Source organism: Rhodococcus sp. NPDC056960 (assembly GCF_042674125.1).
In the GTDB taxonomy this organism is placed as follows: Bacteria; Actinomycetota; Actinomycetes; order Mycobacteriales; family Mycobacteriaceae; genus Rhodococcus_F.
On the sequence record NZ_JBHURF010000010.1, the window covers coordinates 247,154 to 271,302 of the forward strand.

Consider the following 24,149-nt stretch of genomic DNA (forward strand, 5'->3'; position numbering starts at 1 on the left):
TTCTGTGCGCAGCAGTTTCGTTCCCGGACGAGCGCGAGGGGATGTGTCATGGCAGACATCGAGGTCGACTGTTGCGTCGTCGGCGCAGGTTTCGCAGGGCTGACGGCGGCGCTGCGCGTGAAACAGGCCGGACAATCGGTCGCGCTGCTGGAGGCGCGGAACAGGATCGGCGGGCGCACGTTCACCGAGGACCGCGACGACGGCTCGTGGATCGATCGCGGTGGCGCGTGGATCGGCCCGGGGCAGGACCGGATCTACGCCCTGATGGACGAATTCGGCGTCAAGAGCTACAAGCAGTACACCGACGGCGAAGCGATGATGGTCGTCGGCGGCAAGCAGTACCGGTACAAGGGCACCATCCCGTGGACGATGAGTCCCTGGGCCGCCGCGAACCTCGGTGCCGTCTTCGTCGAACTCGGTGAGATGTGCAAGACAATCCCCCTGGACGCACCGTGGGAGGCGAAGAAGGCCGCCAAGTGGGACTCGATCAGCCTCGCGAAATGGCTCAGCGACAACACCGCGTCCAAGCCCGCCCACGACCTTCTCGAGACCGCCATCGCCGGCTGCTACACCTCCGCGGCGTCGGAGGTGTCGATGTTGTTCGTCCTGTACCAGATGGCATCCGGCGGAGGTCCGAGTTTCGTTCTCGGCGTGAAGGATGCGGCCGAGGACGCCCGGCCGGTCGGCGGAATGGGCGCCGTGTACCGTCCGATGGCCGCCGAGATCGGCGACTCATTGCATCTGTCGCAGCCCGTCCGGGACATCGAGCAGGACGACGACGGCGTGACCGTCCGCTCGGCGGACATGGCGGTGCGGGCCCGCAGAGCGATCGTCGCGGTACCCCTCGCGATCGCGAGCCACATCCTCTACGAACCCCGGCTTCCGATGGACCGGTCGTTCCTACACCAGCGGATGCCGAGCGGCGCCGTCAGCAAGATCGCCGTCGTCTACGACGAACCCTTCTGGCGCGCCGACGGATTGTCGGGACAGTCGGCGGCACTGGAATCCCCCGCCACCATCACCATCGACGCCAGCACGGACACGGGACGTCCCGGTGTGCTGTGCGTGATCGTCGAGGGTCCGGTCGCCCGCAGGATGGGGAAACTGTCGGCGGCGGAGCGGAAGTCGGCGGTACTCGGGGAATTGACCGCCAGGTTCGGAAGCAAGGCGGCCTCCCCCGTCGACTACATCGAGCAGAACTGGAGCGTCGAGCGCTACTCCGGCGGCGGCATGCTCAGTCATGCGCCGACGGGTGTGCTCACCCAGTTCGGCCACACCCTCCGCGAGCCCTGCGGCCGCATTCACTGGGCCGGCACGGAGAGTTCGTCAGTGATGTGCGGCTGGGTCGACGGTGCCGTCCGCTCCGGGGAGCGCGCCGCCCGGGAAGTCACCTCTCAGTAATAGACGGCTCCCGGAGCGCCCCCGCCGACGGCCACCGCGTCGCCGGTGATGGCGACACTGCGCGGTGACGCCAGGAACGTGACGACGTCCGCGACCTCGCTCGCGTCGATCAACCGGTGGATCGAGTTGGTGGCCAGCCGCGACTCCAGTTCGGCCACCGGCACCCCCTCGTCCTCGGCCTGCTTCGCCAGGCGGTCGACGAGGCGTTCCGTGCGCGTCAGTCCCGGATGCACCACGGTGACGTTGACGCCGTGCGGTCCGAGTTCGTCCGCGAGATTCTTCGTCAGCGCCGACACACCGACGTTCCGCACGGTCTGCGCGATGGAGTTGGCCTGGCGTGCACCGAGTCCGCTGATGTTGACGATCCGACCCCACCCCTGCTCCACCAGGTGCGGCGCCACCGCGCGAGCGGTCCGCAGATAGCCGAGCACCTTGATCTCGAGTTCTTCGCGCACCGCGTCGTCGGTGGTGGACGCGAAATCGCTGGGCTTGCCCGCGCTCCACGGTGTGGCCGCGGCGTTCACGAGAATGTCGACGCCGCCGAATTCGTCCACCGTCCGCTGCACGAGGGCGCGCACCGAGTTGTCGTCGCCGGTGTCGGTGGGAATCCCGATCACCCGCCGCCCGGTCTCCTGCGCCAGCGTCTTCGCCGCCAGTTCCAGCGCCTCGACGCTCCTGGCCGCGAGGACCACGTCGGCGCCCTCCGACGCGAGACTGCGCGCGATCGCCAGCCCGATGCCGCGACTGCCGCCGGTGACGATCGCCCGCTTGCCGCCCAGACCGAGATCCATGTCTTTCTCCTCTTCCTGCTGCCCGTCCCCCGCTCCGAGGGTAGGTACGGGACCGCCGGGAGTCACGGATTCGGTTCAGTGTGAGGCCAATTGCGCTCCACACCCGTGCGCCTTTTTGGTAGCTGGAACAACCAGAAAGGCGCACGGGCGGCGAAGCCGCCTACTGCTGGATCGACTTGATCTCCAGGAACTCCTCGAACCCGAGGACGCCCGCCTCACGGCCGATGCCCGACTGCTTGTATCCGCCGAAGGGGGCGTTGGTGTTGAACGCCCCACCGTTCACCTCGACCTGCCCGGCGCGCAGCTGCCGCGCGACGCGGTCGGCGCGATCCTGGTCACCGGACCAGACGCCGGCGGCGAGCCCGTATTCCGTCGCGTTGGCGATCCGCACCGCGTCGTCCTCGTCCCGGTACCCGATGATCGACAGGACGGGGCCGAAGATCTCCTCCTTGGCGATGGTCATGTCCTCTGTGACACCGGAGAATACGGTGGGGCCGACGAAGTAGCCGGTGTCCTGGCCGGTCTCCCGGCCGTCGAGGACCGGGCGGGCACCCTCCGCGATGCCCTGTTCGATGTAGCCGCGGACCCGCTTCAGCTGGTTCGAGTTGACCAACGGGCCGAGCATCGACGTGGCGGCGGTCGGGTCGCCGACGGAGTAGTTCTGCGCGACCTGCGCCGCGATGACGGCGGCCTCGTCGACCTTGTCGGAGGGGACGAGCATCCGGGTGAGCGCCGAGCAGGTCTGGCCGGAGTTAAGGAAGCACTTGGCGACGCCATCGGTGATGGCCTTCGTCAGGTCGGCATCGTCGAGGATGACGTTGGCCGACTTGCCGCCGAGCTCGAGCGCCACCTTCTTCACCGTCTCGGCGGCGACCACCGCGACCCTCTTGCCCGCGCGGGTGGAGCCGGTGAACGAGACCATGTCCACTTCGGGGTGGCCGGCGATCGCCTCGCCCACGACGGGTCCGAACCCGCTGACGAGGTTGAACACGCCTGCGGGCAGCCCGATTTCGTCGAAGATGTCGGCGAGCGCGTACGTGGCGAGCGGCGCCACCTCGGTGGGCTTGAGCACCACGGTGCAGCCGGCGGCCAGTGCGCCGCCGACCTTGAGCACCACCTGGTGCAGCGGGAAGTTCCACGGGGTGATGGCGCCGACCACGCCGATCGGCTCGCGCACGATGAGCGAATTGCCGACCTCGTGGGCGTCGAAGTCGTAGGTGGCGGCCAGTTCGGCGAAGGCGGCGAGGTTCGCGAGAGGCATGCCGATCTGGATCGGCTTCGCGAATCCGAGCGGCATCCCCATGTCGCGGGACACCAGCGCGGTGAAGTCGTCGAGCCTCTCCTGGATCAGGGCGGCCGCCTTCCGGAGGTACTCGCCCCGTTCCGTGCCACTGAACGCCGACCAGGCGGGGAACGCCGCCCGCGCGGCCTTCGCGGCCCGGTCGACGTCGTCGGCGGTGCCCTCGGCCACCACCGCGATGACGTCCTCGGTGGCCGGGTTCACCACGTCGATACGGCCCGTTCCCTGCGACTCGACCCAGGATCCGTCGATGTAGATCGTGGTGCGGTCCAGAACTTCGCTCATCGGTCACCCTCCGGTAGAAAGCGGACCCCCTGCGACCCGCAGCCTACGACCGCGGTCGCCCGGCACGGGGTGATTGCGATCTCGCGGAACCACATGCCGGGACGACGCCGATCGCGGACCATCGACGTAGGCCGCACGTCCAGCAGGAGGAGTGATCCATGCGCACACCTTCACCGGCACGCACCCTTCTCGGAGCACTCGGGATCGCCGCCGTGCTCACCGCCTCGGCGTGCGGGTCGACGGACGAGTCGGGGACCGCCGAGCCGTCACCCGGCGGCCCCGCTCCGACGACGTCGGCGCCCACCACGATCACCGGCACTCCCTCCACATCTGCATCTGCATCCGCGTCGTCGTCGACCGAGACCACCGCACCGCACCCCGACGGCTGCCTGATCGGCGAGTTACAGGTGACGCTCGGCGAGTCGAGCGGGGCGGCCGGGTCGCAGGAGATTCCGATCGTGTTCACCAACACGAGCAGCCGCACGTGCGTCCTCCACGGGTATCCCGGGGTCTCGTATGTGGCGGCACCGGACGGCCCGCAGGTCGGGACCGCGGCGGCCCGGGACGGCGGGGCGGAGAATCCGGTGACGGTGGCACCCGGCGCGCGGGCCACCGCCGCGGTGCGCGCGACGGTGGTGCAGAACTATCCGGCCGAGACGTGCGGACCCACCGCCGTCGCCGGGTTCAGGGTGTACCCACCGAACGACACGGGGTCGGTGTTCCTTCCCTACCCCACCACCGGATGTGCGCAGACCGGCGTCCAGCAATTGTCCGTGCAGCCGGTCACGGGGTGACCTGGTTCACCCGCGCCGGGTGAATCGGGTCACCCAGCCGCGACCTACCGTCGGATTACGGCTCGCGTCGAAGGAAGGCGGAGGCATGTTCGAGATCATCCGCGAAGTCCATTCCGAGGTTCGGCATCGCCGCGGTCCGCGGCACCACCACCATCACCTTCTGACCCGCGCGGAACGCCGGTCGCGGATCCTGAAACACCTCGCTCTGTAACCCGCCGGGACCGCTAGCCCCCGCGACCAGGCCTGTTCCTTGCCTTCGCTAACCATCTGCGCGGATGGGTACTATCCGACGTCGTGACTGACAGCAGGCTGGAATCGGCGAATGTGTCCAGAGACGACTCGGACGAGTCGCCGATCGGGACCCCGCCCCAGTCGTCTCACCGTCGCCAGTCGGTCCGCTCCGCCCGCCTTCTCGCCGTCATCGCCTCCGTCGTCGGAGTGCTGCTCACGTTGTCGCTCCCGTTCCTTCCGGTCGAGCAGGACAGCGCGACCCTCAGCTGGCCGCAGAACGGCAGCACCGGAAGCGTCGAGGCACCGCTCGTCTCCTATGCGCCGCTGAGCCTCGACGTCCGGATCCCCTGCTCGGCGGTCGGTGGGCTCGCCGACCGCGGCGGGATCCTGACCTCCACCGCGCCCGCCGGGGCCGCCGACGCCGGGAAGTACGGACTGGTCGTCAAGGTGAATTCGGCGACCCCGGACGGACCCGCAGGTGTCGAGGTGTTGCTTCGGAACCAGGTGATCCTGTCGTCGCCGCTGACCGAGCTACCCGCCGGCTGCACGCTCGCGGTGTCGTCGGACTCCACGCACACGGCCGCCGGGTTCGTCGCGGCCGGCCAGGACCCACCGACCGTCGTCGCCGCCGACCTCCGTCCGCAGATGGTGGGCATCTTCAGTGATCTCGACGGGCCGGCGCCCGATGGACTGCAGGTGACCGCGCAGATCGACAGCCGGTTCTCGTCCACGCCGTCGACGATCAAACTCGTGGCGATGGTCGTGGGCGCACTCGCGACGATTCTCGCGCTTCTGGCGCTGCACCGCCTCGACAACGTGGACGGCCGCCGGGCACGACGATTCCTGCCCACCCGCTGGTGGTCGTTCGGGGCGGTCGACGCCGTCGTCCTCGGCACGCTGGTGCTGTGGCACTTCATCGGCGCCTCCACCTCCGACGACGGCTATCAGTTCAACATGGCCCGCACGTCCGAGGTGGCCGGATACATGGCCAACTACTTCCGCTGGTACGGCGTCCCGGAGGCGCCGTTCGGGTCTCCCTATTACGACGTCCTCGCCGTGCTGGCGAACATCACACCGGCCAGCCCGTTCGTGCGACTGCCCGCGCTGCTCGCCGGCATCGTCGCGTGGCTGGTGATCAGCCGTGAGGTGGCGCCGCGACTCGGCGCCGCCGTCCGGGGAAACCGGCTCGCGCTGTGGACGGGTGGCCTGGTGTTCCTCGCGTTCTGGCTCCCCTACAACAACGGTCTGCGGCCCGAACCGATCGTCGCGGTGGGCGTCCTGCTCACGTGGTGTTCGGTGGAACGCGCCGTCGCGACCCGGCGACTGCTGCCCGCTGCCGTGGCAATCCTCGTCGGTGCGGCCACGCTGACCGCGGGTCCGTCCGGGTTGATCTGCTTCGGCGCCCTCGTCGCAGGTGCGCGGCCGATCCTGCAGATCGTGATCGCGCGGGCCAAGACGGTGGGCTACCTGGCGTTGCTGGCGCCGCTCGTCGCATCGGGGACCGTGATCCTGGTGGCGGTATTCGCGGACCAGACCCTCGCCGCGGTGCTGGAGATGCAGCACGTGCATGCCATCGGACCGAACGTGCCGTGGTTCGACGAATACCTCCGCTATCAGTACCTGCTGAACATCTCGGTGGACGGTTCGCTGTCGCGGCGGTTCGGTGTGTTCGTCATGGTGTTGTCCCTGGCGGTGACGATTCTCGTGATGCTGCGCAAGGGCGGCCGGATCCCCGGGACCGCGGTGGGACCGTCACGGCGGCTTCTCGGCATCACGCTGGCCGCGATGGCGCTGATGATGTTCACGCCCACCAAGTGGACGCACCACTTCGGCATCTACGCGGGCCTCGCGGGGTCGCTGGCGGTGCTGGCGTGCGTCGCGGTGAGTACCGGCGTGGTGCGCTCGCCGCGCAACCGCGCCCTGTTCGCGGCCGCCGTCCTGTTCCTCCTCGCGATGTGTTTCACCAGCACCAACGGGTGGTGGTACGTGTCCAGTTACAGCGTTCCGTGGTGGGACAAACCGGTGTCGATCGCCGGTCTGGGCGCGGGCACGATCCTGCTCGGCGCCACGCTGCTGATGCTGCTGATCGCGGCGTGGTGCTACTTCCGCGAACCCTACCGAGGGGCCGAATCGGCGCCGCCGGGACGGCTGTGGGCGATCCCGCCGCTGACCGTGGCGGCCGCCGCGATGGTCCTGTTCGAGGTGCTGTCGATGGCGAAGGGCGCGGTCGCGCAGTACCCCGCGTTCTCCCTGGCCCGCTCCAACGTCGACGCCGTCACCGGCGCGCCGTGCGGTCTCGCCAACGACGTCCTGCTCGAAACGGATCCCAACGCGTCGCTCCTGCAACCGCTGTCCGGTGACGCGGCGACCACGCTCGCGGGCACCGGCACCGTCGGCTTCACCCCGAACGGCGTCGCCGGTGATCTGAGCGCCGACGAGGAATCGTCGGATGCCGGTGTCGCCAACTCCGTCAAGACCGACAACACCGCGCAGACGGCGTCCAGCAACGCGGCAGGTACCGGCGGCGGCGCCGGCGCGGTGGGCGTGAACGGCAGCGCCGTCGCCCTGCCGTTCGGACTCGACCCGTCGCGCACCCCGGTCCTCGGCAGCGACGGCAGTGACGGCGACGCGGCACTGACCACCGGCTGGTACCGGCTGCCGGACGCCGACTCGGACACCGGGGCGGGCGACATCATCTCCATCGCCGCCGCGGGTCGCATCCGCTCCGTCGACGCGGACGGCGTCGTCACCTACGGCCAGAATCTCGAGGTGGAGTACGGCACCGCCCAACCGGACGGCACGGTCGCGGCGGCCGGGCGTGTGACGCCGATCGACATCGGCCCGGCGCCGTCGTGGCGGAATCTGCGCGTCCCGCTCGATTCCCTGCCGCAGGATACGAATGTCATCCGACTGGTGACCTCGGACTCGGACAGCGATCCGCAGCAGTGGCTGGCGGTGACACCGCCGCGGGTTCCACGGACGCAGACGTTGAACGACGTGATCGGATCGGACGCGCCCGTGATGATCGACTGGGCTGTGGGCCTTGCGTTTCCGTGCCAGCGACCGTTCGATCACCGTGTGGGCGTCGCGGAGGTCCCCGAGTACCGGATCCTCCCGGACCGCCCCGGCGCGATCATGACCAGCCTGTGGCAGGACCGGTACGGCGGCGGGCCGCTCGGCTGGATCGAGATGACGCGGGCGAGCCGCACCATCCCTTCGTATCTGAAGGACGACTGGGACCGCGACTGGGGCGGCGTGGAGCAGTACTCCCCCCTCGACGCCGGCGCGACGGCCGCGGAGATCGACACCACCCGGACGCAGCGTTCGGGTCTGTGGAATCCGGCGCCGATCATCACCGCCTACTGAGGGTCGATGACGCGCCCTCCGCCGGGCGCGTCACCGTCTCATCTCAGAGTTCGAATTCCGCCGGTGCGATACCGACGGCGAAACAGGCGTCGCGCACCACATTTCGCTCGTGCTGGTCGAAGTTGCCGTCGGCGCCACCGATGACGATGCCGATCTGGATGACCGCCCGGGCCTGATCCTGCTTGGACTTCAGCTTCGTGATGGTGGCGGTGGCCTCGATCTTGCCGAACTCGAAATCGGACTGCAGCTTGCTGCAGTACCAGTCGAACTTCTGACTCAACTCGTCCGACGGGAACACGCTCAGCGCCTCGTTGCTGGTGATCAGCGCCGACGTCTTCTGCCGCTCGGACGGGTCGATGGTCCCGTCCGCCGCGGCGATGAGGGCGCACATGGCCATGCTGGCGTTGGCGAACTCCTTGTTCTGGAACTGTGCCGTCTTCGTCTTGAGCTGGCCGTTCATCTCGAACGCCTTTGCCTTCAGCTGATCCCAGAAAGCCATTGGACTCCTTCGTCGTGTGCCCACGCACGGTGCGTGTGGTGTCCAATTTGCCAGGTTTCCCTCGAGGGCGTCGCCGCGGTCGGTCTACCAGCGCGGTCGCCGCCGCTAGGGTCGCAACGACTGCAGGCTTCCCGTCGGCACGTGGATCCACCCTTCCCGTTCGGCGACGGCGCGGTCGTCGCCGTCGGGCAGCGCCGTGCATCCGACGGCCGCGGCTCGCGCGATGACCGCGGCCAGCACCGCGTCGAGGGCATCGTCCGATTCTCGGCAGAGCGTCTGGAACGCACCGAGTTCCAGCCAGTCCGCGGCCGCCAGCAGCGTGTCGACCAACCCACCCAGGGTCACCCTGTTCTGCGCGCTCTTGTATCCGCGCGACGTCAGCCCCCAGATACGCAGCGCGGCCGCCGGATACGCCTCCACCACCCGGCCGTCGACTCGCCCGACGTCGACGCCGAGGTCGCCGAGTTCCGCGAGAAGTCCGGCGCAGCGCAGCGCGACGTGCGCGATGAGATCCGCCGACACACTGAGCGGAGAGATCCCCGTCGCGGCCTGCACCACGAGGTCGGTGCGCCGCTTGGTCAGCGGTCGGCGTCCGTCGCGGTTCGCGAGACCGCTGGTCGGGGGAAGCTTGCCGGCGTGGTGGTCGGACACCATCCGGACGAACGCGTCGGGCCACCCGAATGGTGCGTCGATTCCGGCCTTGTCGCAGGCCAGGACGGCCGCGGTGACGGCGTCGTTTCCGGCTCCCAGCCGGACGGACTCGACGCGGGCCACACCGCCGGACCAGTCGACGACGGCCAGCGCCGTCTTCTTCGGCTCGGCTGCCAGGTCGACTCCCACGGTGCGCATCGGCCCAGACTAGTTCGACCCGCTGAATCAGCAGAAGTGATGCAACGCATCGGTTAGTTGTTCTGTACCGATTCGGCGCCTCCGGCCACTGTGGTCTTCACTACCTGCTCGGCATCGTCGTCCAGATTCCGTTCATGGCGACGTCCCTCTACACCGGCCCGGTGTCCGCGTTCCTCGGTGGCGCCGACCTGTCGTGGGTGGCCGGGCTGGTGGTGACCGGACCCCTCTACCTCCTCGTCGCCCGGCACAGCTCCGGAGCGAAGGTCACCTCGACGACGCGGGAACCCGCGCGACTCTGAGCCCGAACCTCGCACCGCCTGAGCCGGTTACCGGCTCGGGCGCTCGTCGTGTGGTCGGCCGGGGCCCTGCCCGCCCGGGCAGGGTTTCCGGATTGTCCACCACGCGGCCGCGCCGGCTCGCTAGGGTCGGAAACGGAGACCAGTCCGCCGGAGAGAAAGTTGTCGCAGATGTCCAGTTTCCCGGGCCTCACCCACGTCGCGATCACCGTGTCCGACCTTCCGGCCAGCACCGCCTGGTACAGCACACTGTTCGACTCCGCCCCCGTGCTCGACGAGGACGAGGAATCGGGGACGTTCCACCACACGGTGTTCGCGCTCGACGGCGGGATGCTCTTCGGCCTGCACACGCACCCGGACAGCGGCGCTCCCACCAGGTTCGACGAACGGCAGGTCGGGCTCGACCACATCGCGTTCCAGTGTTCCCCCGACGCACTGCCCGGGTGGGTGGAGCGGCTCGACGCACTCGGCATCGAGCACGGGGGAATCAAGAATGCGCACTACGGATCCGGCATCTCGTTCCGCGACCCCGACAACATTGCGCTCGAATTCTTTGCTCCGCCCGTGAGTACTTATTAACCGCCCGACGTTAATAAGTACTCACGGGCGCCGAAGGCGCATGAGGATGGCGTCGAGCTGGTCGGCACTGAGGAGGCCGTGCTCGAGAACGAGTTCGGTGACGTTACGGTCCGTGTCGAGGGCTTCCGCCGCCAATCGGGTCGCGGTCTCGTAGCCGAGGTGGGGGCTGAGCGCGGTGACGAGGCCGATCGACCGTTCCACTCCGGCCAGCATGTGGTCGACGTTGGCGGTGATCCCGGCGACGCAGCGCGAGGTCAGCGCCTCACAGGCCGCGGCGAGGTGGCTGAGCGACGCGAACAGGCTGTGCGCGATGATCGGTTCGAACGCGTTCAGCTGCAACTGACCGCCCTCCGCGGCGAGGGTGATGGTGACATCGTTGCCGATCACCTCGAACGCCACCTGATTGACGACCTCCGGGATCACCGGATTCACCTTGCCGGGCATGATGGACGACCCGGCCTGCACCGCAGGCAGATTGATCTCGCCCAGCCCGACCCGCGGTCCCGACGACAGCAGCCGCAGGTCGTTGCACATCTTCGACAGCTTCACCGCGGTGCGTTTGAGCACCCCCGACAGCTGCACGAACGAGCCGACGTCCTGGGTGGCCTCGACGAGGTCGGTCGCGGTGGCGAGCGGTAGACCGGTGACGGCGCGCAGTTCCTCGCACGCGAGCCTCGCGTAGTCGGGGTGGGCGTTGAGCCCGGTGCCGATGGCGGTGCCGCCCAGGTTGATCTCGGCGACGAGCAGCGCGGCTTCCTCGAGACGTTCGGCGTCTTCTCGGACCATCACCGCGAACGCTCCGAATTCCTGGCCGAGGGTCATGGGGACGGCGTCCTGCAACTGGGTGCGTCCCATCTTCAGGTGATCGCTGAACTCCGCCGCCTTCGCGGAGAAGGCTTCCGCGAGTGCCGCCATGGCCACGCGGAGTCGTCGAATCGCGAACTGCAGTGCCACCTTCAGGGCGGTGGGGTACACGTCGTTGGTGCTCTGACTCAGGTTCACGTGCTCGAGCGGGTGCAGGAACATGTAGTCGCCGGGCCGGTGCCCGAGCAGTTCGAGACCGCGGTTGGCGATGACCTCGTTGGCGTTCATGTTGGTCGACGTGCCCGCGCCGCCCTGGATCACGTCGACGACGAACTGGTCATGCAGGGCGCCGCCGCGGATCTGCTCGCAGGCGGCGACGACGGCGTCGGCGCGGCGCGCGTCGAGCAACCCGAGTCGCCGATTCGCGACCGCCGCCGACTGCTTGACGCACGCCAGCGCCGCGACCAACTCCGGGTAGCGGCCGATCGGCGTCCCGGTGATGGTGAAGTTCTCGAGCGCCCGGAGGGTGTGGATCCCGTAGTGGGCGTGCAGCGGGACGTCCCGCTCCCCCAGCAGGTCGTGTTCGACGCGTGTGCGGACTGGCTGGGCGATGCGGGACATCGGACTTCCTTCGGGGTGATCAGTGGAGCAGGTGGGTGCGGAGACCGGGGTCGGTCGCCGCGTCGAGCAGGGTCAGGGCGAGGGCCAGGGCACCGTCGACGGCCGCCCGGTCTGCTGCGGGCGCGGCACTGGCCGCGGCGAACTCGGCCTGATGGTTGACGGCGGGCGCGGAGTCGATGCCGATGTAGGGGTGGATCGCGGGGAGCACCTGCGAGACGTTGCCCATGTCGGTGGACGCCCGGTTCATCAGCGAGTCCGCCCCTGTGCGGAACACCCGGCCGAGCCCCTCCGCGTGCCGGACGTACGACGCGAGCAGCGCTTCGTCGGTGCGGAACTCCGAGTACGGCTCGCTCTCCGGGGTGATGGTGAGTTCGCAGCCGGTCGCGACGGCGCCGGCCTCGAAGCAGCGGGCCACCCGGGGCTCGACGCGGGCCAGCTCCTCCAGCGTCTCCGCGCGCACGTACCAGCGACCTTCGGTGCGCTGAGGGATGGCGTTCGGCGCTTCTCCCCCGCGGGTCGTCATCCCGTGCACGCGCGTGCTCGACGGAAGCTGTTGCCGGAGAAGCCCGATGGCGACCTGCGCGACGGTGAACGCGTCGGCCGCGTTGATGCCCCGTTCGGGGTAGGCCGCGGCGTGCGCGGCCTTGCCGTCGTACCGGATGTGGCTGTGGGAGACGGCGTATGGTTCGGCTCGGGCGACGTCGACCGGACCCGGGTGGGCCATGACGGCGGCGTGGACGCCGTCGAACGCCCCGCGGGTGAGCATCTCGATCTTGCCGCCCCCGCCTTCCTCGGCGGGGGTACCGAGCACGGACAGCGTGATGCCGAGGTCGTCGACCAGCGGGGCGAGGGCCAGCGCCGTTCCCACCGAGACGGCGGAGATGACGTTGTGCCCGCACGCGTGCCCGAGCCCGGGGAGTGCGTCGTATTCGGCGCAGACCGCGAGGTGCAGCGGTCCGGAGCCCACCTGTGCGCGGAACGCGGTGGGCAGCCCGACGTACTGCTGCTCCACCGTGAACCCGGCGTCCGACAGGACGCCGGCGACGCGGGCGCACGAGCGTTCCTCCTCCCAGGCGACCTCCGGGTGGGCATGGAGGTCGTGCGACAGGGCCAGGATCCGGTCTTCCGCCCGCCTGGCCCCGTCCCGAATCGCCCCGCCGGCACCGGCACTCACAGATCCCCCGGCACGCCGTAGGACGGGGCGGCCGTCGGGTCGACACCCCGCATCCGGTAGTCCCGCTTCTGCGGTTCCCACACCGTCCACAGCCGGCACAGTTCGCCGACCGGGTCGTCGTGCCAGTCGACGCGCAGGTCGGTGACGGGCCAGGGCACGTCGTCGACCACCTGCATTCCGGCCGAGTGCACGGGCCCCGCCTCGCCGCCCGCGGTGATCGCGGCGGTGAGACCGTCGAGCAGTCTGCCTTCGAAGGTCGGGGCGGTGCTGGACACGTACCCGAACAGCAGCGACCGGATGACGCCCTCGTCGCGGAGCATGTTGCCGGCGACGGCGGCGCCGCTGCCCTGCGCGCTGCTGGAGATGCCCAGCGTCTGCGCGCCCGAGTGCACCGCCGTGCCGCCGTCCGCGTCGACGACGACGAGCTGTCGGTAGTCCGAGAACTTCTCCTGCGCGAGTACGGTTTTCAGCGCGGTCTCCGCATTCTCGCCCGACGCGAGCGCGTCGAGTCCGATCGGCCCCAAGTTCGGATTGGTGACGTTCTGGGAGGCGACGACGCCGACCCCGGGCCGCACGTGCAGGCAGCGCGACGCCACCGCGGGGCTGGAGGAGCAGACGACCATCCCGAACGCGCCTCCGGGATCGCGGGCGACGAGGGAGAACGTCATGAGCTGATCACTGCCGTCGCGTCGATCTCGACGAGCCATTCGGGCCGGGCGAGGGCGTCGACGACGAGGCCGGTGGACACCGGGTGCACACCTTTCAGCCAGCGTCCGACCACCCGGTAGACCGTCTCCCGGTACCGGACGTCCACCAGGTAGATGGTGACCTTGACGACGTCCTCGAGCCGGCTGCCCGACTCCTTCAGCAGCATCGCAATGTTCGCCATCGCCTTCTCGGCCTGGGCCTCGACGTCGCCGATGCCCACCGACTCGCGAGTGTCGAGGTCCTGCCCGATCTGCCCGCGGAGGTACACGACCCCGCCGGCGACGACGGCCTGCGCGAGGTCGTTGTCCAGGTTCTGTTCGGGGTACGTCTCGCGGGTGTTGAACGGGCGGATGCGGGTGTGGGTGGTCATGCGGCACCTCCGACGACGTTGTCCGACAGTCCCGCCGCGGCCTTGACCAGCCCGAGCGGCCCGTCGAAGTCGAAGTTGCGGTACACGGCGGCGAGCTGCGCGAACGGCGGCGACTGGGCGAACAGCTGGAACGTCAGCCGGTGGCCCGCGTAGTCACTGTTGAGCAGGTCGCGGGCGAACGCGAGGAGCTTGCGACGGTCGTCGGCCACCCAGTCGTCGTTGATGGAGTAGAACTTCTCCAGCCACGGCGCGACGTCCGGGTCGGCGAACGTGGCGGCGTCCGGTGTGATGCAGATCTGGCCGCCGCACAGCTCGCGGGCGATGTGCATCATCGCGGGCAGCTGGCTGAGCGCCATCACCCGGCCGGTGTAGAGCAGGGACTGGTTGGGCATGAGCAGGCCGCCGGGGCTGGGCTCGGCGAGCGAGATCGCCGCGGTGAGGTGGGCGTTGATCGTCTCCCGGTAGCAGGCGAGCTGAGCGAGCTTCTCCTGTACCGCCTGCTGCTTCTCGAGGCCACTCTGCTTGACGTTCCACAGCGCGGATCCGATCATCAGATCGGCGAGGTGCAGGGTGCGCTGGACGAACGGGAACGCGCTGTAGCGGTGCAGAGTGGAGCGGATGAACGTGGCCGCCCGGGTGTGCCGGTAGAACAGGACGTCCTCCCAGGGGATCTCGACGTCGTCGAATACGACGAGGGATTCGACCTCGTCGACACGGTTCGCGAGCGGGTAGTCCGCGGACGGCGCGCGGCCGGCGAACCCGTTGCGGGAGATGTACTTCAGCCCCGGCGCCCCCATGTCGAGCACGAATCCGACGGCGTAGTCGGACAGTTCGCTGTTGCCCCAGTTCGCGATGGTGGGCTTGGTGAACGCCTGGTTGGAGTACGCGGCGGCGGTCTCGTATTTCGCGCCGCGGACGACGATCCCGTTGTCGGTCTCCTTCACGACGTGCAGGAGCATGTCGGGGTCCTGATCCTGCGGCGCCTTGGACCGGTCACCCTTGGGGTCGGTGTTCGCCGACACGTGGAACGGGTCCTCGCGGACCGAGCGATCGAGGTGGCGGCGGATGTTCTCCGAGAAGCGCGGGTCGACCTCGTTGAGGACGTCCTGACCGTCGAACAGCGACCACATCTCGCCGATGGTCTCGTCGCCGACGCGGGTGACCACGCCCCGGGTGTCCTCGAGCACCAGGTCGACGGCGGCGCGCTTGTCGAGCCAGTCCTGCTGGGTGCGGGGCAGTTTGTTGGCGATGGCGTTGCGTTCGCCGGATTCGGGGTCGACGTAGGTCATCGCGTCCTGCGTGGCCTCGTCGTGGGCGAGGTCGTAGATGCGTGCCCGCACGTCGACGATCGGCTTGAACATGGGGTGGTCGGCGACGTCCTTGACGCGTTCCCCGTCGACCCAGACCTCACGGCCGTCTCTGATGGACTCCCTGTATTCGTCTCCGGTGCGGATCATTTCGTGCTCCTGGTCCTCGGCGCAGGGTGTGCGTCCGGGTAGTCGGGGAAGGTGGACGGTTCGAATGCTGCGGGCTTGCTGTAGGTGTGGGACGCGTACACGAGCGGTTCACCGGGGTGGGATTCGACGGCGGCGACACGTCCGATGTAGACGCGGTGGGTGCCGGCGTCGATGACGTCGTGGACGGTGCAGTCGAACGACGCGATCGCGTCGTGCACGCGCGGGGATCCGGAGTCGGCGACGGTCCAGTGCCCGCAGGTGAAATCCCAACGCTGCTTGCCGGGCCACGGCCGGCCCGCGAACGTGTCGGCGACGTGATCATGCTGGGTGGCAAGCACATTGACGCAGAAGACGCCGTTCTCGGAGATCGCGTCGTTGACGGGACTCCGTCCGTGGATGCAGACCAGCACCAGGGCGGGGTCGGCCGAGACGGAGCACATCGCGCTCACGGTCTGCGCCGCGCGGCCACCGGGACCGTCGGTCGCGACGACGGTGACCCCGGTCGCGACGGTTCCCATAGCCGTGACGAAGTTCGCGGTCGAGCTGTCCGGCATCGGTGCAGCCACCGATGTTCGGGCCGTCGTTTCGACGGCGGCGTGTCGGTCAGCGATCGGCATGACGGGCTCCTTTCTGTGTGCGGTGAGCGAGGAGTTCGTGCCGTGGAACCAATCTTGGGGCGCACGGTGAAATCTGTACAACACAGATAAATGGCGCACTGCATAAGAAGAACTGATGCAACGGGAACCGATGCCGATGCCCTGCTCGACCAGGGATAATTCCTACGACAGCCGATGCGGACGGGGACGATGATGACGCCACTGCAACGCTATATCGCCGAAGAGATCGCGATCGACCATGCGGACGGGCTGCTGACCCGCCGTGAGGCGCTGCGAAGACTCGGCCTCATCGGCCTCGGGGTGGCGGCGGCGTCCTCGCTGCTGGCCGCCTGCTCCACCGGCGGCGACGAGCAGTCGTCCACCTCGGCTCCGGTGACGCCCGGCGGGGCGACACCCCCGCCACCGGGGGTGGCCGACGCGGTCGGCACCGAGGCCGTGACGTTCGCCGGTCCCGACGGGCGGGTCCTGCAGGGGGCGTGGGCCGAGGCGGCCGAGCCCCGCGGGGCGGTCCTGGTGGTGCACGAGAACAAGGGCCTGACCGACCACATTCGTTCGGTGGCCGGTCGTTTCGCCGGTGCCGGCTACTCCGCGCTGGCAGTCGACTTGCTGTCGGAGGAGGGCGGGACCGCGACGTTCACCGACCAGGCTCAAGCCACCGCCGCGTTGGCCACCGTGCCGCCGGAGCGCTTCGTCGCCGACATGAAGGCGGGCGTCGACGAACTCGCCCGCCGGGTACCGGACAAGAAGTACGCGGCAGTGGGTTTCTGTTTCGGTGGCGGCATGGTGTGGCAACTGCTCGCGTCCGGTGAGCCGCAACTGGCGGCCGCCGTCCCCTTCTACGGCCCCCTGCCCGACGGCGCGGACTTCTCCGGGTCGAAGGCCGCGGTCCTCGCCATCTACGCGGAACTCGACGCGAGGGTGAACGCGTCCCGCGACGCCGCCGACGCGGCGCTCACCAAGGCGGGGCTGCCGCACGAGATCGTCACGGTCCCGGGCGCAGATCACGCGTTCTTCAACGACACCGGGCCCCGGTACAACGCGGCCGCGGCGGCGGAGGCCTACGAACGTGTGCTCGCCTGGTTCGGCGAATACGTCGGGTGAGGCGGGCGCATCAGCAGGGCGGCGACGAGGAAACAGACCGCGCCCACGAATGTGCCCAGATCGGCGATCCCCGCGTTCTCCAGCGCGTCGGTGCCGGGCACGATGAACGCGGCGACGGCGGACACCCCGAATGCCACCGACCCGATCATGTTCAGCCAGGTACTGCGCCAGTTGCGGGCGTGCGGATCCCACAGCTTGTCGGTTTCGGTGGTGGCCACCACCGCCAACGCGCTGGCGACGAGAAAGGCGGTCGACCCGAAGATGTCGGGCCGCCACCCCCACACCCGGTCCTGTTCGACGGTGAGGCCGTGGATGAGCGCGACACCGGTACTGATGTTGAACAGCAGGGTGCCGACGAACTGGATCAGCGCCGACCACCAGTCGTAGCGTTCGACCGTCTCGGAGTCGTCGCCGGGCACTGGCCTGCCACTGAGCCGCAGCTGGATGAACCCGGCGGCGGTGAAGAACAGCGATCCGACGAAGTAGCTGATGTTGTCGATCTCGGCGCCGGCCGCGTGCCCGTACACCCGCGTGGCCGCCAGGCCGAACAGGAAGGAGCCGATGACGAATCCCCAGGATTCGCGGCGGAGCCGGAGCGTTCGGCGCGGTGCGGACGAGGTGTGGTCCTTCGACACCGTGACGTCACCCCCTCACCCCGGTCGGCAGGATCTCAGACTCGCCGAAGACGCCGACCGGGTCAAGGCCGGGCACGGAAATTCGGCTGCGAGTGGGCGCGGGGTGTGCCAGTGTCGGATGATGACGAGCGACGGCGGAATCACGATCAGAACTGCGACCGAACAGGACTGGCCGAAGATCATCGTGCTCAACGAGATCTGTTTCGTGACACCGCAGACCGCCGAATTCACCGCGCACTGGCAGCAACTCGTGAGTGGCGCACCGCCGATCATCGCGCTCGACGACGACGAGGTGGTCGGCGCCACCATGGACATTCCGATGACCGTCACCGTCCCCGGCGGCGCAAGCGTCGCGGCGGCGGGTGTCACGGCGGTGACGGTCGCGCCCACCCACCGCCGGCGCGGCATCCTCCGCGCCCTCTACACCGCGCACCACACTCGCATCGGGGAGTCGGGGGTGCCGCTGTCGATTCTCACCGCGAGCGAGGGCGGCATCTACGGACGGTTCGGGTACGGTCCCGCGACCGTCGAGGCGACGGTGAGCATCGACCGCCGCTTCGCGATCCCGCACCCGCACGCCCCCGACCCGGGCGGGGTGCGCATGGTCCATCCGGCCGAGTCACGGTCCGCGTTCACCGACGTCTACGACCGCTGGCAGGCGGTGACTCCCGGCGCGCAGGTGCGCCCGGAGATCGTGTGGAACCGGATCTTCGCCGACCGGGAGAGCGAGCGCGGCGGCGGCACAGCCCAGTTCGGACTGGTCCACCCCGACGGCTACGTGCTCTACCGCCGTGTCTCCGGCGACAACGGGTCGGTGGCCCGCGTGGACGAGATCCGGACGGTCAGCTCCGACGCGCATGCCGCGCTGTGGCGGGCGCTGCTCGGCCTCGATCTGGTGCGCCGGGTCGAGGCGCATCTCACCCCGGAGGACCCGCTGCCCTACCTGCTGACCGACGGCCGGTTGGTGCGCACGACGTCCCGCCACGACGAGTTGTGGGTGCGGATCATGGACGTCGCCGCCGCACTGGAGGCCCGCACCTATCGCCGCGATCTCGACGTGGTGGTTCAGGTCGACGACGGGTTCCTGAGCGCGGGTGGCCGATTTGCGCTCACCGTGCGGGACGGCAAGGCCGTGTGCACCCGAACCGACGCCGCACCCCATCTGGTGCTCGATCTGGATGTGCTCGGCAGTCTCTATCTCGGGGCGCATCGGGCGCGGACGCTCGCGGCCGCGAACCGGCTGCGGGCCGCCGACGCCGACACGCTCGACCGGTTCGACAGCGCGTTCGGCTCCGACCGCGACGCCCAGATGGGGTGGGCCTTCTAACCCGACGTGCCCGCCTGCGCCGCGAACACGGCCCGTGCCCGCTCGGCGACGGCCCGGGCCCGGGCCGTGCTCCGCACCCCCTTCAGCCGGGCGAGTACCACCGGCAGACCCGGGACGTCGTCGGCGATCGGCAACGTCGCGACCCGGCCACCGTCGTACGTCCGGCCCTCCGCGGGCCGTTGGTTGAGGATCGAGAAGCCGTGGCCGCGGGCGACGAGTCCGCGCACCGTCTCGTAGCTCGCCGACCGGTACCGGACCATCGGGGTGATCCCCGACCCCGACAGCATCGCCAGAAAGTAGTCGCGGCTGCTCGGCAGGTCCAGCAGCACCATCGGTTCGCCTTCGAGGTCGGCGAGCGCGATCGCGTCGTGGCCGGCCAGCCGGTGGTCCGGGGGCAGGACGACGTGCGGCCGGGCGACGCCGAGGGTCTCGGTCTCCATGTCGTCGCCCAGTGCGAGGTCGTAGGTGAGGGCCAGTTCGACGGTGCCGTTCCGCAGCGCCGCCCGCACCGCCTCCGCCTGCGTCTCGACCACCTCGACCTCGAGGTCGGGGTGCTGATCGCGCAGATCCGAGATCAGCGTCGGCAGGATGAACGGCGTGAGGGTGACGAAGCAGGCCAGCCGGACGGTGCCCCGGACGGTGTCCTCGTGGCCGCGGGCGGCATCGAGAACTTCACCGAGGTGAGCCAGCACGCTCCGGGTGTCGCGGAGCATCTCCTCCCCCGCCGCGGTGAGGACCAGCCCGCGGGACCGCTGCCGGATGAACAGCTGGGTGCCGATCTGGTGCTCGAGCTGAGAGATCGCCGAGGACACCGCCGATTGCGCGACCATCAGTTCGTCGGCGGCCTTCGTCATGCTGGAGAAGTTCGCGGCCTCGACGAAATACCTGAGCTGGGTCAACGTTACGTCGGGTCGTCGTTGCATGCGCTCTCCTCGGGATCTGAGGCCATCAGGATCGCAGGTCTCCGACCGGGGAGCTACCTCCGACACCCGCGCCGGACGCGTCATCATCAGCGGACGTCGGCCTTCGCGAGGTCAGGGTCCGGTTCGTCGTCGCGCGCGGAGCGCGGGCCGGTCGCGGACCGCACGGACTTGCCGCGCACGTACCCGACCGCGCCGAGGAGCGCGAGCACGGCCAGCGTTCCGAGAGTGAACACCTCGAACGTCGACTGGCTCACGCCCCAGATGTCGTCGAAATCGTAGTCGAGGCCGAACACCGCCTCCAGGGTTCCGGGGAAGACCGCCACCCACGAACCGAGCAGCACCCAGGCGAAGCAGAGACCGCCGAGAAGCCGGAAGCCCGCGTTGCCGGTGGGAACCCGGAACGGTCGCGCGACATCCGGGAACCGCGTGCGCAGCCGGATCGCGGACGGGATGACGATCAGGTAGCTGAGCAGGAACGTCGAGATCGAGATGGTCAGCACGACCGCGAAGACGGAACCGCCGGAGCCGGTGATCTGCATGGCGGCGATCATGAACACGGTGGCGACGACGCCGGACAGGAAGTTGACGCGCACCGGAGTGCCGAGGCGGGGATGGAAGCGGCCGAAGAACCCGCCGAAGAAGGCGCCGTCGGCGGCGGCCATGGCCTGCATGCGGTCGCTGATGATCATCCACGCCGCGCCCTGGGTCATGAGGATGACCGCGAAGATCAGGCCGGTCACGGTCAGCATGGCGGGTGCGGCGGGACCGTACACGCTGTACACGGTCGCGACGGCCTCGAGCAGTCCGCCGACACCGGTGATGTCGTCGGCGGGCACGACGAGCAGGATCGCGAAGATCGGCAGGAGGTAGGACGCGGCGGCGATGGCGCACGCGCGGGCGATCGAGATCGGGACGTCACGGGCGGGGTTCTTCATCTCGCCTGCGGCGCTGTTGCCGGATTCGAAACCGAGGTAGGAGAACAGCAGCAGCGGTGTGACGCCGAGGAGCCCGGTGAGGGTGGGGCTGAAGTCTCCCGCGGAGATGCCGGCGAACCCGTTCTTCGCGGCGTAGATCCCGGTGGTGACGAGGAAGAACAGCAGGAAGACGATTTTCAGGAACGCGCCGATCGTCGGAATCCATTTGCCCCGTGCGAGACTCACCACGGCGGCGAGCACCGTCAGCCAGATGAAGACGAGTTTGAACAGGTAGTCCGTCACCGAGCCTTCCTCGAAGGCGCTGACGTAGTGGTTCCACGTCTCGGCGGCGATGAACGCCATCGATCCGCCGACCCAGACCGGCTGGGTCACCCACGTCAGCAGCGACGCGAGCGCGGCGAGGGGACGGCCGAACGCCCGCCGCACCCACACGTAGACGCCGCCCTCGCCGGTGAACGTGCTGCCGATCTCGGCGAAGATCAGGCCGTACGGCAGGAGGAAGAACACGGCGAGCACGAGCGCCCAGGTGAACGTCTCCGCGCCGAACGTGGACACCTGACCGAGGACCTCGACCGACACCACCGCCGCGACGATGAGGAAGACGATGTCGAACCGGCCGAGCGACTTCCTGAGGTGTTGGGTCTGTTCGTCCGCCAGGGCGGTGGGGGTGTTGTCACTCATCGCTGTACCTCGTTGCTGGAGTCTGTTTGCTGGAGTCGGAGGAAGGTGCTTGCGCCGGCGGTGTGCAGCAAGTGATGCCGGTCACTACTCTCGTCCGCCCCGGGCAAATCTGTACAGCACAAAGATCCGGGGTAGTGCATCGATTCTGCAGATGATCCCGACACCGAGTTGGCATCTGAATTATCGATGCAGTGGGACGGAAAGATCCTGTTGACTGTTGCGGTCGCGCGGACCGACGATTCTGGCACTGCACGAACCGAACAGCGTGAGGAACCCACCGTGCGTGATCCGCGATACGACATCCTTTTCGAGCCGGTCAAGATCGGACCGGTCACCGCCCGCAACAGATTCTTCCAAGTCCCCCACTGCAACGGCATGGGCTACCGCGACCCGTCCGGCGAGGCCTACATGCGGCGCGTCAAGGCCGAAGGCGGCTGGGCGGTCGTCTGCACCGAGCAGGTGGAGATCCACCCGACCTCCGACATCGGCCCGTTCATCGAGCTGCGACTATGGGACGACCAGGACCTGCCCGCCCTGACCCGGATCTCCGAGAAGATTCACGAGGGCGGCTCCCTCGCCGGCATCGAACTCGCCCACAACGGCCTGAACAGCCCCAACCTGATCAGCCGCGAGACCCCGCTCGGCCCGCAGAATCTGCCCGTCGTCTCCTGGAACTACGACCCCGTCCAGGCCCGCGCGATGACCAAGTCGGACATCGCCGACCTCCGGCACTGGCACAAGGAAGCGGTGCGCCGGTCGCTGAAGGCCGAATACGACATCGTCTACGTGTACGCCGGGCACGCGATCGGCGGCCTGCACCACTTCCTGTCCCGCCGCTACAACAACCGGACGGACGAGTACGGCGGCAGCCTCACCAATCGGGTGCGTCTGCTCCGCGAGATCCTCGAGGATTCCCGCGAGGTCGCCGACGGGAAAGCCGCCGTCGCGTGCCGCATCTCCGTCGACGAACTCCTCGGCGACGAGGGGATCACCCGCAGCGAGATCGAGGACGTCATCGGCCTGCTCGGCGAAACCCCCGACCTCTGGGACTTCGTGCTCGGCAGCTGGGAGGACGACTCCGTCACCTCGCGGTTCGGTCCCGAGGCGGAGCAGGAACCGTACGTCCGGGGGCTGAAGCAGCTCACCACCAAACCCGTCGTCGGCGTCGGCCGCTTCACCTCGCCCGACACGATGCTGCACCAGGTCAAGAGCGGGATCCTCGACTTCATCGGGGCGGCCCGGCCGTCGATCGCCGACCCATACCTCCCCCGCAAGATCGAGGAGGGGAACCTCGAGGACATCCGGGAATGCATCGGCTGCAACATCTGCGTGTCCGGTGACTTCACGATGTCGCCGATCCGCTGCACCCAGAACCCGACGATGGGTGAAGAGTTCCGTCGCGGGTGGCACCCGGAGCGGATCAAGGTCCGGTCGAGCGAGTCGAACGTGCTCGTCGTCGGTGCGGGTCCCGCCGGACTCGAGGCGGCCCGCGCCCTCGGGCAGCGCGGCTACAGCGTGAGCCTCGCCGAGGCGAGCCGGCAACTCGGCGGCCGGGTGTCCCGCGAGTCGAAGCTGCCCGGGTTGTCCGCCTGGATCCGGGTGGTCGACTACCGCGAGCAGCAACTCCGCAAGCTGTCCAACGTCGACGTGTTCATGGAGAGCGAGATGACCGCCGACGACGTCATCGACAACGACTTCCACCACGTCGTCGTCGCCACCGGTTCCAGTTGGCGCCGTGACGGCGTCGGCCGGTGGCACACCCACGCCGTCCCCGTCGACGAGCACGCCGACGTCCTGACCCCCGACGACGTGATGGCGGGGCTACGACCCGCGGGCAACAAGGTCGTGCTCTTCGACGACGACCACTACTACCTCGGCGCCGTGGTCGCCGAACTCCTGGCCAAGGAGGGATTCGACGTCACCCTGATCACACCGGCCGCGCACGTGTCGCAGTGGACGACGAACACCATGGAAGTGGTCCGCATCCGCAAGCGAATCATCAACGCCGGCGTGCACGTTCAGGTCAATCGCGCCGTCACCGAGGTCACCGCCCAGGGTGTGCGCACCGTGTGCGCGTTCACCGGAGACGAGCAGTTCGTCGACGCGGACAGCGTCGTCCTCGTCACGGCCCGGCTCCCGCACGACGCACTGTTCCACGAACTGCAGTCGCGGGAATCCGAATGGGCCGGCGCCGACCTGCGCAGCGTCCGCGGCATCGGCGACGCCTGGGCGCCGTCCACCATCGCGGCCGCGGTCTGGTCCGGGCACCGGTACGCCGAGGAACTGGAGGAACCGCCGGCCACGGGTCCGGTCGCGTTCCGCCGGGAAGTCACCGGACTGTCCATCGAACCCGTCCGCACCCTGTCCGTCCCCCCGCTCGTCAACGCACAGAACTGAGGAGACCC

General features: G+C 69.0%; 21 protein-coding genes. 8 read left to right on the plus strand and 13 right to left on the minus strand.

The window, feature by feature from the left end; translation table 11 throughout:
- Nucleotides 1-48 precede the first annotated feature (48 nt).
- Complete coding sequence (locus tag ACFTWF_RS18230; RefSeq protein ID WP_378462590.1) at nucleotides 49-1,401, plus strand: flavin monoamine oxidase family protein; 1,353 nt, start codon at nucleotides 49-51, stop codon at nucleotides 1,399-1,401.
- On the opposite strand, the gene ACFTWF_RS18235 is transcribed toward ACFTWF_RS18230, so the two are convergent.
- Entirely contained in the window at nucleotides 1,395-2,192 is a 798-nt protein-coding gene (locus ACFTWF_RS18235) for an SDR family NAD(P)-dependent oxidoreductase (RefSeq protein ID WP_378462591.1), read from the minus strand. The genes ACFTWF_RS18230 and ACFTWF_RS18235 overlap by 7 nt on opposite strands.
- Nucleotides 2,193-2,352: 160 nt before the next feature.
- Nucleotides 2,353-3,777, minus strand: a complete 1,425-nt coding sequence (locus tag ACFTWF_RS18240) for an aldehyde dehydrogenase family protein (protein WP_378462592.1) — start codon at nucleotides 3,775-3,777, stop codon at nucleotides 2,353-2,355.
- 158 nt (nucleotides 3,778-3,935) lie between these two features.
- On the opposite strand from ACFTWF_RS18240, the gene ACFTWF_RS18245 reads away from it, so the two are divergent.
- Together ACFTWF_RS18245 and ACFTWF_RS18250 are read left to right on the plus strand one after the other, a co-directional pair.
- Entirely contained in the window at nucleotides 3,936-4,571 is a 636-nt protein-coding gene (locus tag ACFTWF_RS18245; protein ID WP_378462593.1) for a DUF4232 domain-containing protein, read from the plus strand.
- A 324-nt stretch (nucleotides 4,572-4,895) separates the two neighbouring features.
- Nucleotides 4,896-8,168, plus strand: a complete 3,273-nt coding sequence (locus tag ACFTWF_RS18250; RefSeq protein ID WP_378462594.1) for an arabinosyltransferase domain-containing protein — start codon at nucleotides 4,896-4,898, stop codon at nucleotides 8,166-8,168.
- 43 nt (nucleotides 8,169-8,211) lie between these two features.
- Here the strand turns inward: ACFTWF_RS18250 and ACFTWF_RS18255 are convergent, their stop codons facing one another.
- Nucleotides 8,212-8,667 carry a tellurite resistance TerB family protein gene (locus ACFTWF_RS18255; RefSeq protein WP_378462595.1) on the minus strand — a complete coding sequence of 152 codons (456 nt, stop codon included), beginning with the start codon at nucleotides 8,665-8,667 and terminating at the stop codon, nucleotides 8,212-8,214.
- A 105-nt stretch (nucleotides 8,668-8,772) separates the two neighbouring features.
- On the minus strand, nucleotides 8,773-9,516 hold the full coding sequence (locus ACFTWF_RS18260; RefSeq protein ID WP_378462596.1) for a DUF429 domain-containing protein: 744 nt from the start codon (nucleotides 9,514-9,516) through the stop codon (nucleotides 8,773-8,775).
- 134 nt (nucleotides 9,517-9,650) lie between these two features.
- On the opposite strand from ACFTWF_RS18260, the gene ACFTWF_RS18265 reads away from it, so the two are divergent.
- Together ACFTWF_RS18265 and ACFTWF_RS18270 are read left to right on the plus strand one after the other, a co-directional pair.
- On the plus strand, nucleotides 9,651-9,815 hold the full coding sequence (locus ACFTWF_RS18265; RefSeq protein WP_378462597.1) for a hypothetical protein: 165 nt from the start codon (nucleotides 9,651-9,653) through the stop codon (nucleotides 9,813-9,815).
- A 168-nt stretch (nucleotides 9,816-9,983) separates the two neighbouring features.
- On the plus strand, nucleotides 9,984-10,391 hold the full coding sequence (locus tag ACFTWF_RS18270) for a VOC family protein (protein ID WP_378462598.1): 408 nt from the start codon (nucleotides 9,984-9,986) through the stop codon (nucleotides 10,389-10,391).
- Between the two features lie 21 nt (nucleotides 10,392-10,412).
- Here ACFTWF_RS18270 and ACFTWF_RS18275 read toward each other — a convergent pair whose 3' ends face one another.
- From ACFTWF_RS18275 to ACFTWF_RS18300, 6 genes are read right to left on the minus strand one after another with little or no spacing between them, the layout of a single operon-like run.
- Nucleotides 10,413-11,816, minus strand: coding sequence for an aspartate ammonia-lyase (locus tag ACFTWF_RS18275; protein WP_378462599.1), 1,404 nt, complete (start codon nucleotides 11,814-11,816; stop codon nucleotides 10,413-10,415).
- Nucleotides 11,817-11,835: 19 nt separating this feature from the next.
- The gene (locus ACFTWF_RS18280; protein WP_378462600.1) at nucleotides 11,836-12,990 is read right to left on the minus strand and encodes a M20 family metallopeptidase; all 1,155 of its coding nucleotides are present in this window, start codon (nucleotides 12,988-12,990) and stop codon (nucleotides 11,836-11,838) included.
- Complete coding sequence (locus ACFTWF_RS18285; protein ID WP_378462601.1) at nucleotides 12,987-13,658, minus strand: DUF1028 domain-containing protein; 672 nt, start codon at nucleotides 13,656-13,658, stop codon at nucleotides 12,987-12,989. The genes ACFTWF_RS18280 and ACFTWF_RS18285 overlap by 4 nt, the downstream gene beginning before the upstream one ends.
- The gene (locus tag ACFTWF_RS18290) at nucleotides 13,655-14,068 is read right to left on the minus strand and encodes a RidA family protein (RefSeq protein WP_378462602.1); all 414 of its coding nucleotides are present in this window, start codon (nucleotides 14,066-14,068) and stop codon (nucleotides 13,655-13,657) included. The genes ACFTWF_RS18285 and ACFTWF_RS18290 overlap by 4 nt, the downstream gene beginning before the upstream one ends.
- Entirely contained in the window at nucleotides 14,065-15,525 is a 1,461-nt protein-coding gene (locus ACFTWF_RS18295) for a 4-hydroxyphenylacetate 3-hydroxylase family protein (RefSeq protein WP_378462603.1), read from the minus strand. The genes ACFTWF_RS18290 and ACFTWF_RS18295 overlap by 4 nt, the downstream gene beginning before the upstream one ends.
- Nucleotides 15,522-16,142, minus strand: a complete 621-nt coding sequence (locus ACFTWF_RS18300) for a flavin reductase family protein (protein WP_378462604.1) — start codon at nucleotides 16,140-16,142, stop codon at nucleotides 15,522-15,524. The genes ACFTWF_RS18295 and ACFTWF_RS18300 overlap by 4 nt, the downstream gene beginning before the upstream one ends.
- Nucleotides 16,143-16,334: 192 nt before the next feature.
- On the opposite strand from ACFTWF_RS18300, the gene ACFTWF_RS18305 reads away from it, so the two are divergent.
- Nucleotides 16,335-17,243, plus strand: coding sequence for a dienelactone hydrolase family protein (locus ACFTWF_RS18305; RefSeq protein WP_378462642.1), 909 nt, complete (start codon nucleotides 16,335-16,337; stop codon nucleotides 17,241-17,243).
- On the opposite strand, the gene ACFTWF_RS18310 is transcribed toward ACFTWF_RS18305, so the two are convergent.
- Nucleotides 17,201-17,878, minus strand: coding sequence for a hypothetical protein (locus ACFTWF_RS18310; protein ID WP_378462605.1), 678 nt, complete (start codon nucleotides 17,876-17,878; stop codon nucleotides 17,201-17,203). The genes ACFTWF_RS18305 and ACFTWF_RS18310 overlap by 43 nt on opposite strands.
- 118 nt (nucleotides 17,879-17,996) lie before the next feature.
- Here ACFTWF_RS18310 and ACFTWF_RS18315 point away from each other — a divergent pair, with 118 nt between their 5' ends.
- Complete coding sequence (locus tag ACFTWF_RS18315; RefSeq protein ID WP_378462606.1) at nucleotides 17,997-19,205, plus strand: enhanced intracellular survival protein Eis; 1,209 nt, start codon at nucleotides 17,997-17,999, stop codon at nucleotides 19,203-19,205.
- Here ACFTWF_RS18315 and ACFTWF_RS18320 read toward each other — a convergent pair.
- Nucleotides 19,202-20,128, minus strand: coding sequence for a LysR family transcriptional regulator (locus ACFTWF_RS18320; RefSeq protein ID WP_378462607.1), 927 nt, complete (start codon nucleotides 20,126-20,128; stop codon nucleotides 19,202-19,204). The genes ACFTWF_RS18315 and ACFTWF_RS18320 overlap by 4 nt on opposite strands.
- Before the next feature lie 86 nt (nucleotides 20,129-20,214).
- Entirely contained in the window at nucleotides 20,215-21,744 is a 1,530-nt protein-coding gene (locus ACFTWF_RS18325; protein ID WP_378462608.1) for an APC family permease, read from the minus strand.
- Nucleotides 21,745-22,023: 279 nt separating this feature from the next.
- Between ACFTWF_RS18325 and ACFTWF_RS18330 the strand changes: the two genes are divergently transcribed.
- The gene (locus tag ACFTWF_RS18330) at nucleotides 22,024-24,141 is read left to right on the plus strand and encodes an FAD-dependent oxidoreductase (protein ID WP_378462609.1); all 2,118 of its coding nucleotides are present in this window, start codon (nucleotides 22,024-22,026) and stop codon (nucleotides 24,139-24,141) included.
- Nucleotides 24,142-24,149: the final 8 nt, after the last annotated feature.

Excerpts from the sequence above, each read along its gene's own strand:
- ACFTWF_RS18230 (WP_378462590.1), top strand. The coding sequence starts at position 49 with ATGGCAGACATCGAGGTCGACTGTTGCGTCGTCGGCGCAGGTTTCGCA.
- ACFTWF_RS18235 (WP_378462591.1), bottom strand. The coding sequence starts at position 2,192 with ATGGATCTCGGTCTGGGCGGCAAGCGGGCGATCGTCACCGGCGGCAGT.
- ACFTWF_RS18240 (WP_378462592.1), bottom strand. The coding sequence starts at position 3,777 with ATGAGCGAAGTTCTGGACCGCACCACGATCTACATCGACGGATCCTGG.
- ACFTWF_RS18245 (WP_378462593.1), top strand. The coding sequence starts at position 3,936 with ATGCGCACACCTTCACCGGCACGCACCCTTCTCGGAGCACTCGGGATC.
- ACFTWF_RS18255 (WP_378462595.1), bottom strand. The coding sequence starts at position 8,667 with ATGGCTTTCTGGGATCAGCTGAAGGCAAAGGCGTTCGAGATGAACGGC.
- ACFTWF_RS18260 (WP_378462596.1), bottom strand. The coding sequence starts at position 9,516 with ATGCGCACCGTGGGAGTCGACCTGGCAGCCGAGCCGAAGAAGACGGCG.
- ACFTWF_RS18265 (WP_378462597.1), top strand. The coding sequence starts at position 9,651 with ATGGCGACGTCCCTCTACACCGGCCCGGTGTCCGCGTTCCTCGGTGGC.
- ACFTWF_RS18270 (WP_378462598.1), top strand. The coding sequence starts at position 9,984 with ATGTCCAGTTTCCCGGGCCTCACCCACGTCGCGATCACCGTGTCCGAC.
- ACFTWF_RS18275 (WP_378462599.1), bottom strand. The coding sequence starts at position 11,816 with ATGTCCCGCATCGCCCAGCCAGTCCGCACACGCGTCGAACACGACCTG.
- ACFTWF_RS18285 (WP_378462601.1), bottom strand. The coding sequence starts at position 13,658 with ATGACGTTCTCCCTCGTCGCCCGCGATCCCGGAGGCGCGTTCGGGATG.
- ACFTWF_RS18290 (WP_378462602.1), bottom strand. The coding sequence starts at position 14,068 with ATGACCACCCACACCCGCATCCGCCCGTTCAACACCCGCGAGACGTAC.
- ACFTWF_RS18295 (WP_378462603.1), bottom strand. The coding sequence starts at position 15,525 with ATGATCCGCACCGGAGACGAATACAGGGAGTCCATCAGAGACGGCCGT.
- ACFTWF_RS18300 (WP_378462604.1), bottom strand. The coding sequence starts at position 16,142 with ATGCCGATCGCTGACCGACACGCCGCCGTCGAAACGACGGCCCGAACA.
- ACFTWF_RS18305 (WP_378462642.1), top strand. The coding sequence starts at position 16,335 with ATGACGCCACTGCAACGCTATATCGCCGAAGAGATCGCGATCGACCAT.
- ACFTWF_RS18315 (WP_378462606.1), top strand. The coding sequence starts at position 17,997 with ATGATGACGAGCGACGGCGGAATCACGATCAGAACTGCGACCGAACAG.
- ACFTWF_RS18320 (WP_378462607.1), bottom strand. The coding sequence starts at position 20,128 with ATGCAACGACGACCCGACGTAACGTTGACCCAGCTCAGGTATTTCGTC.
- ACFTWF_RS18325 (WP_378462608.1), bottom strand. The coding sequence starts at position 21,744 with ATGAGTGACAACACCCCCACCGCCCTGGCGGACGAACAGACCCAACAC.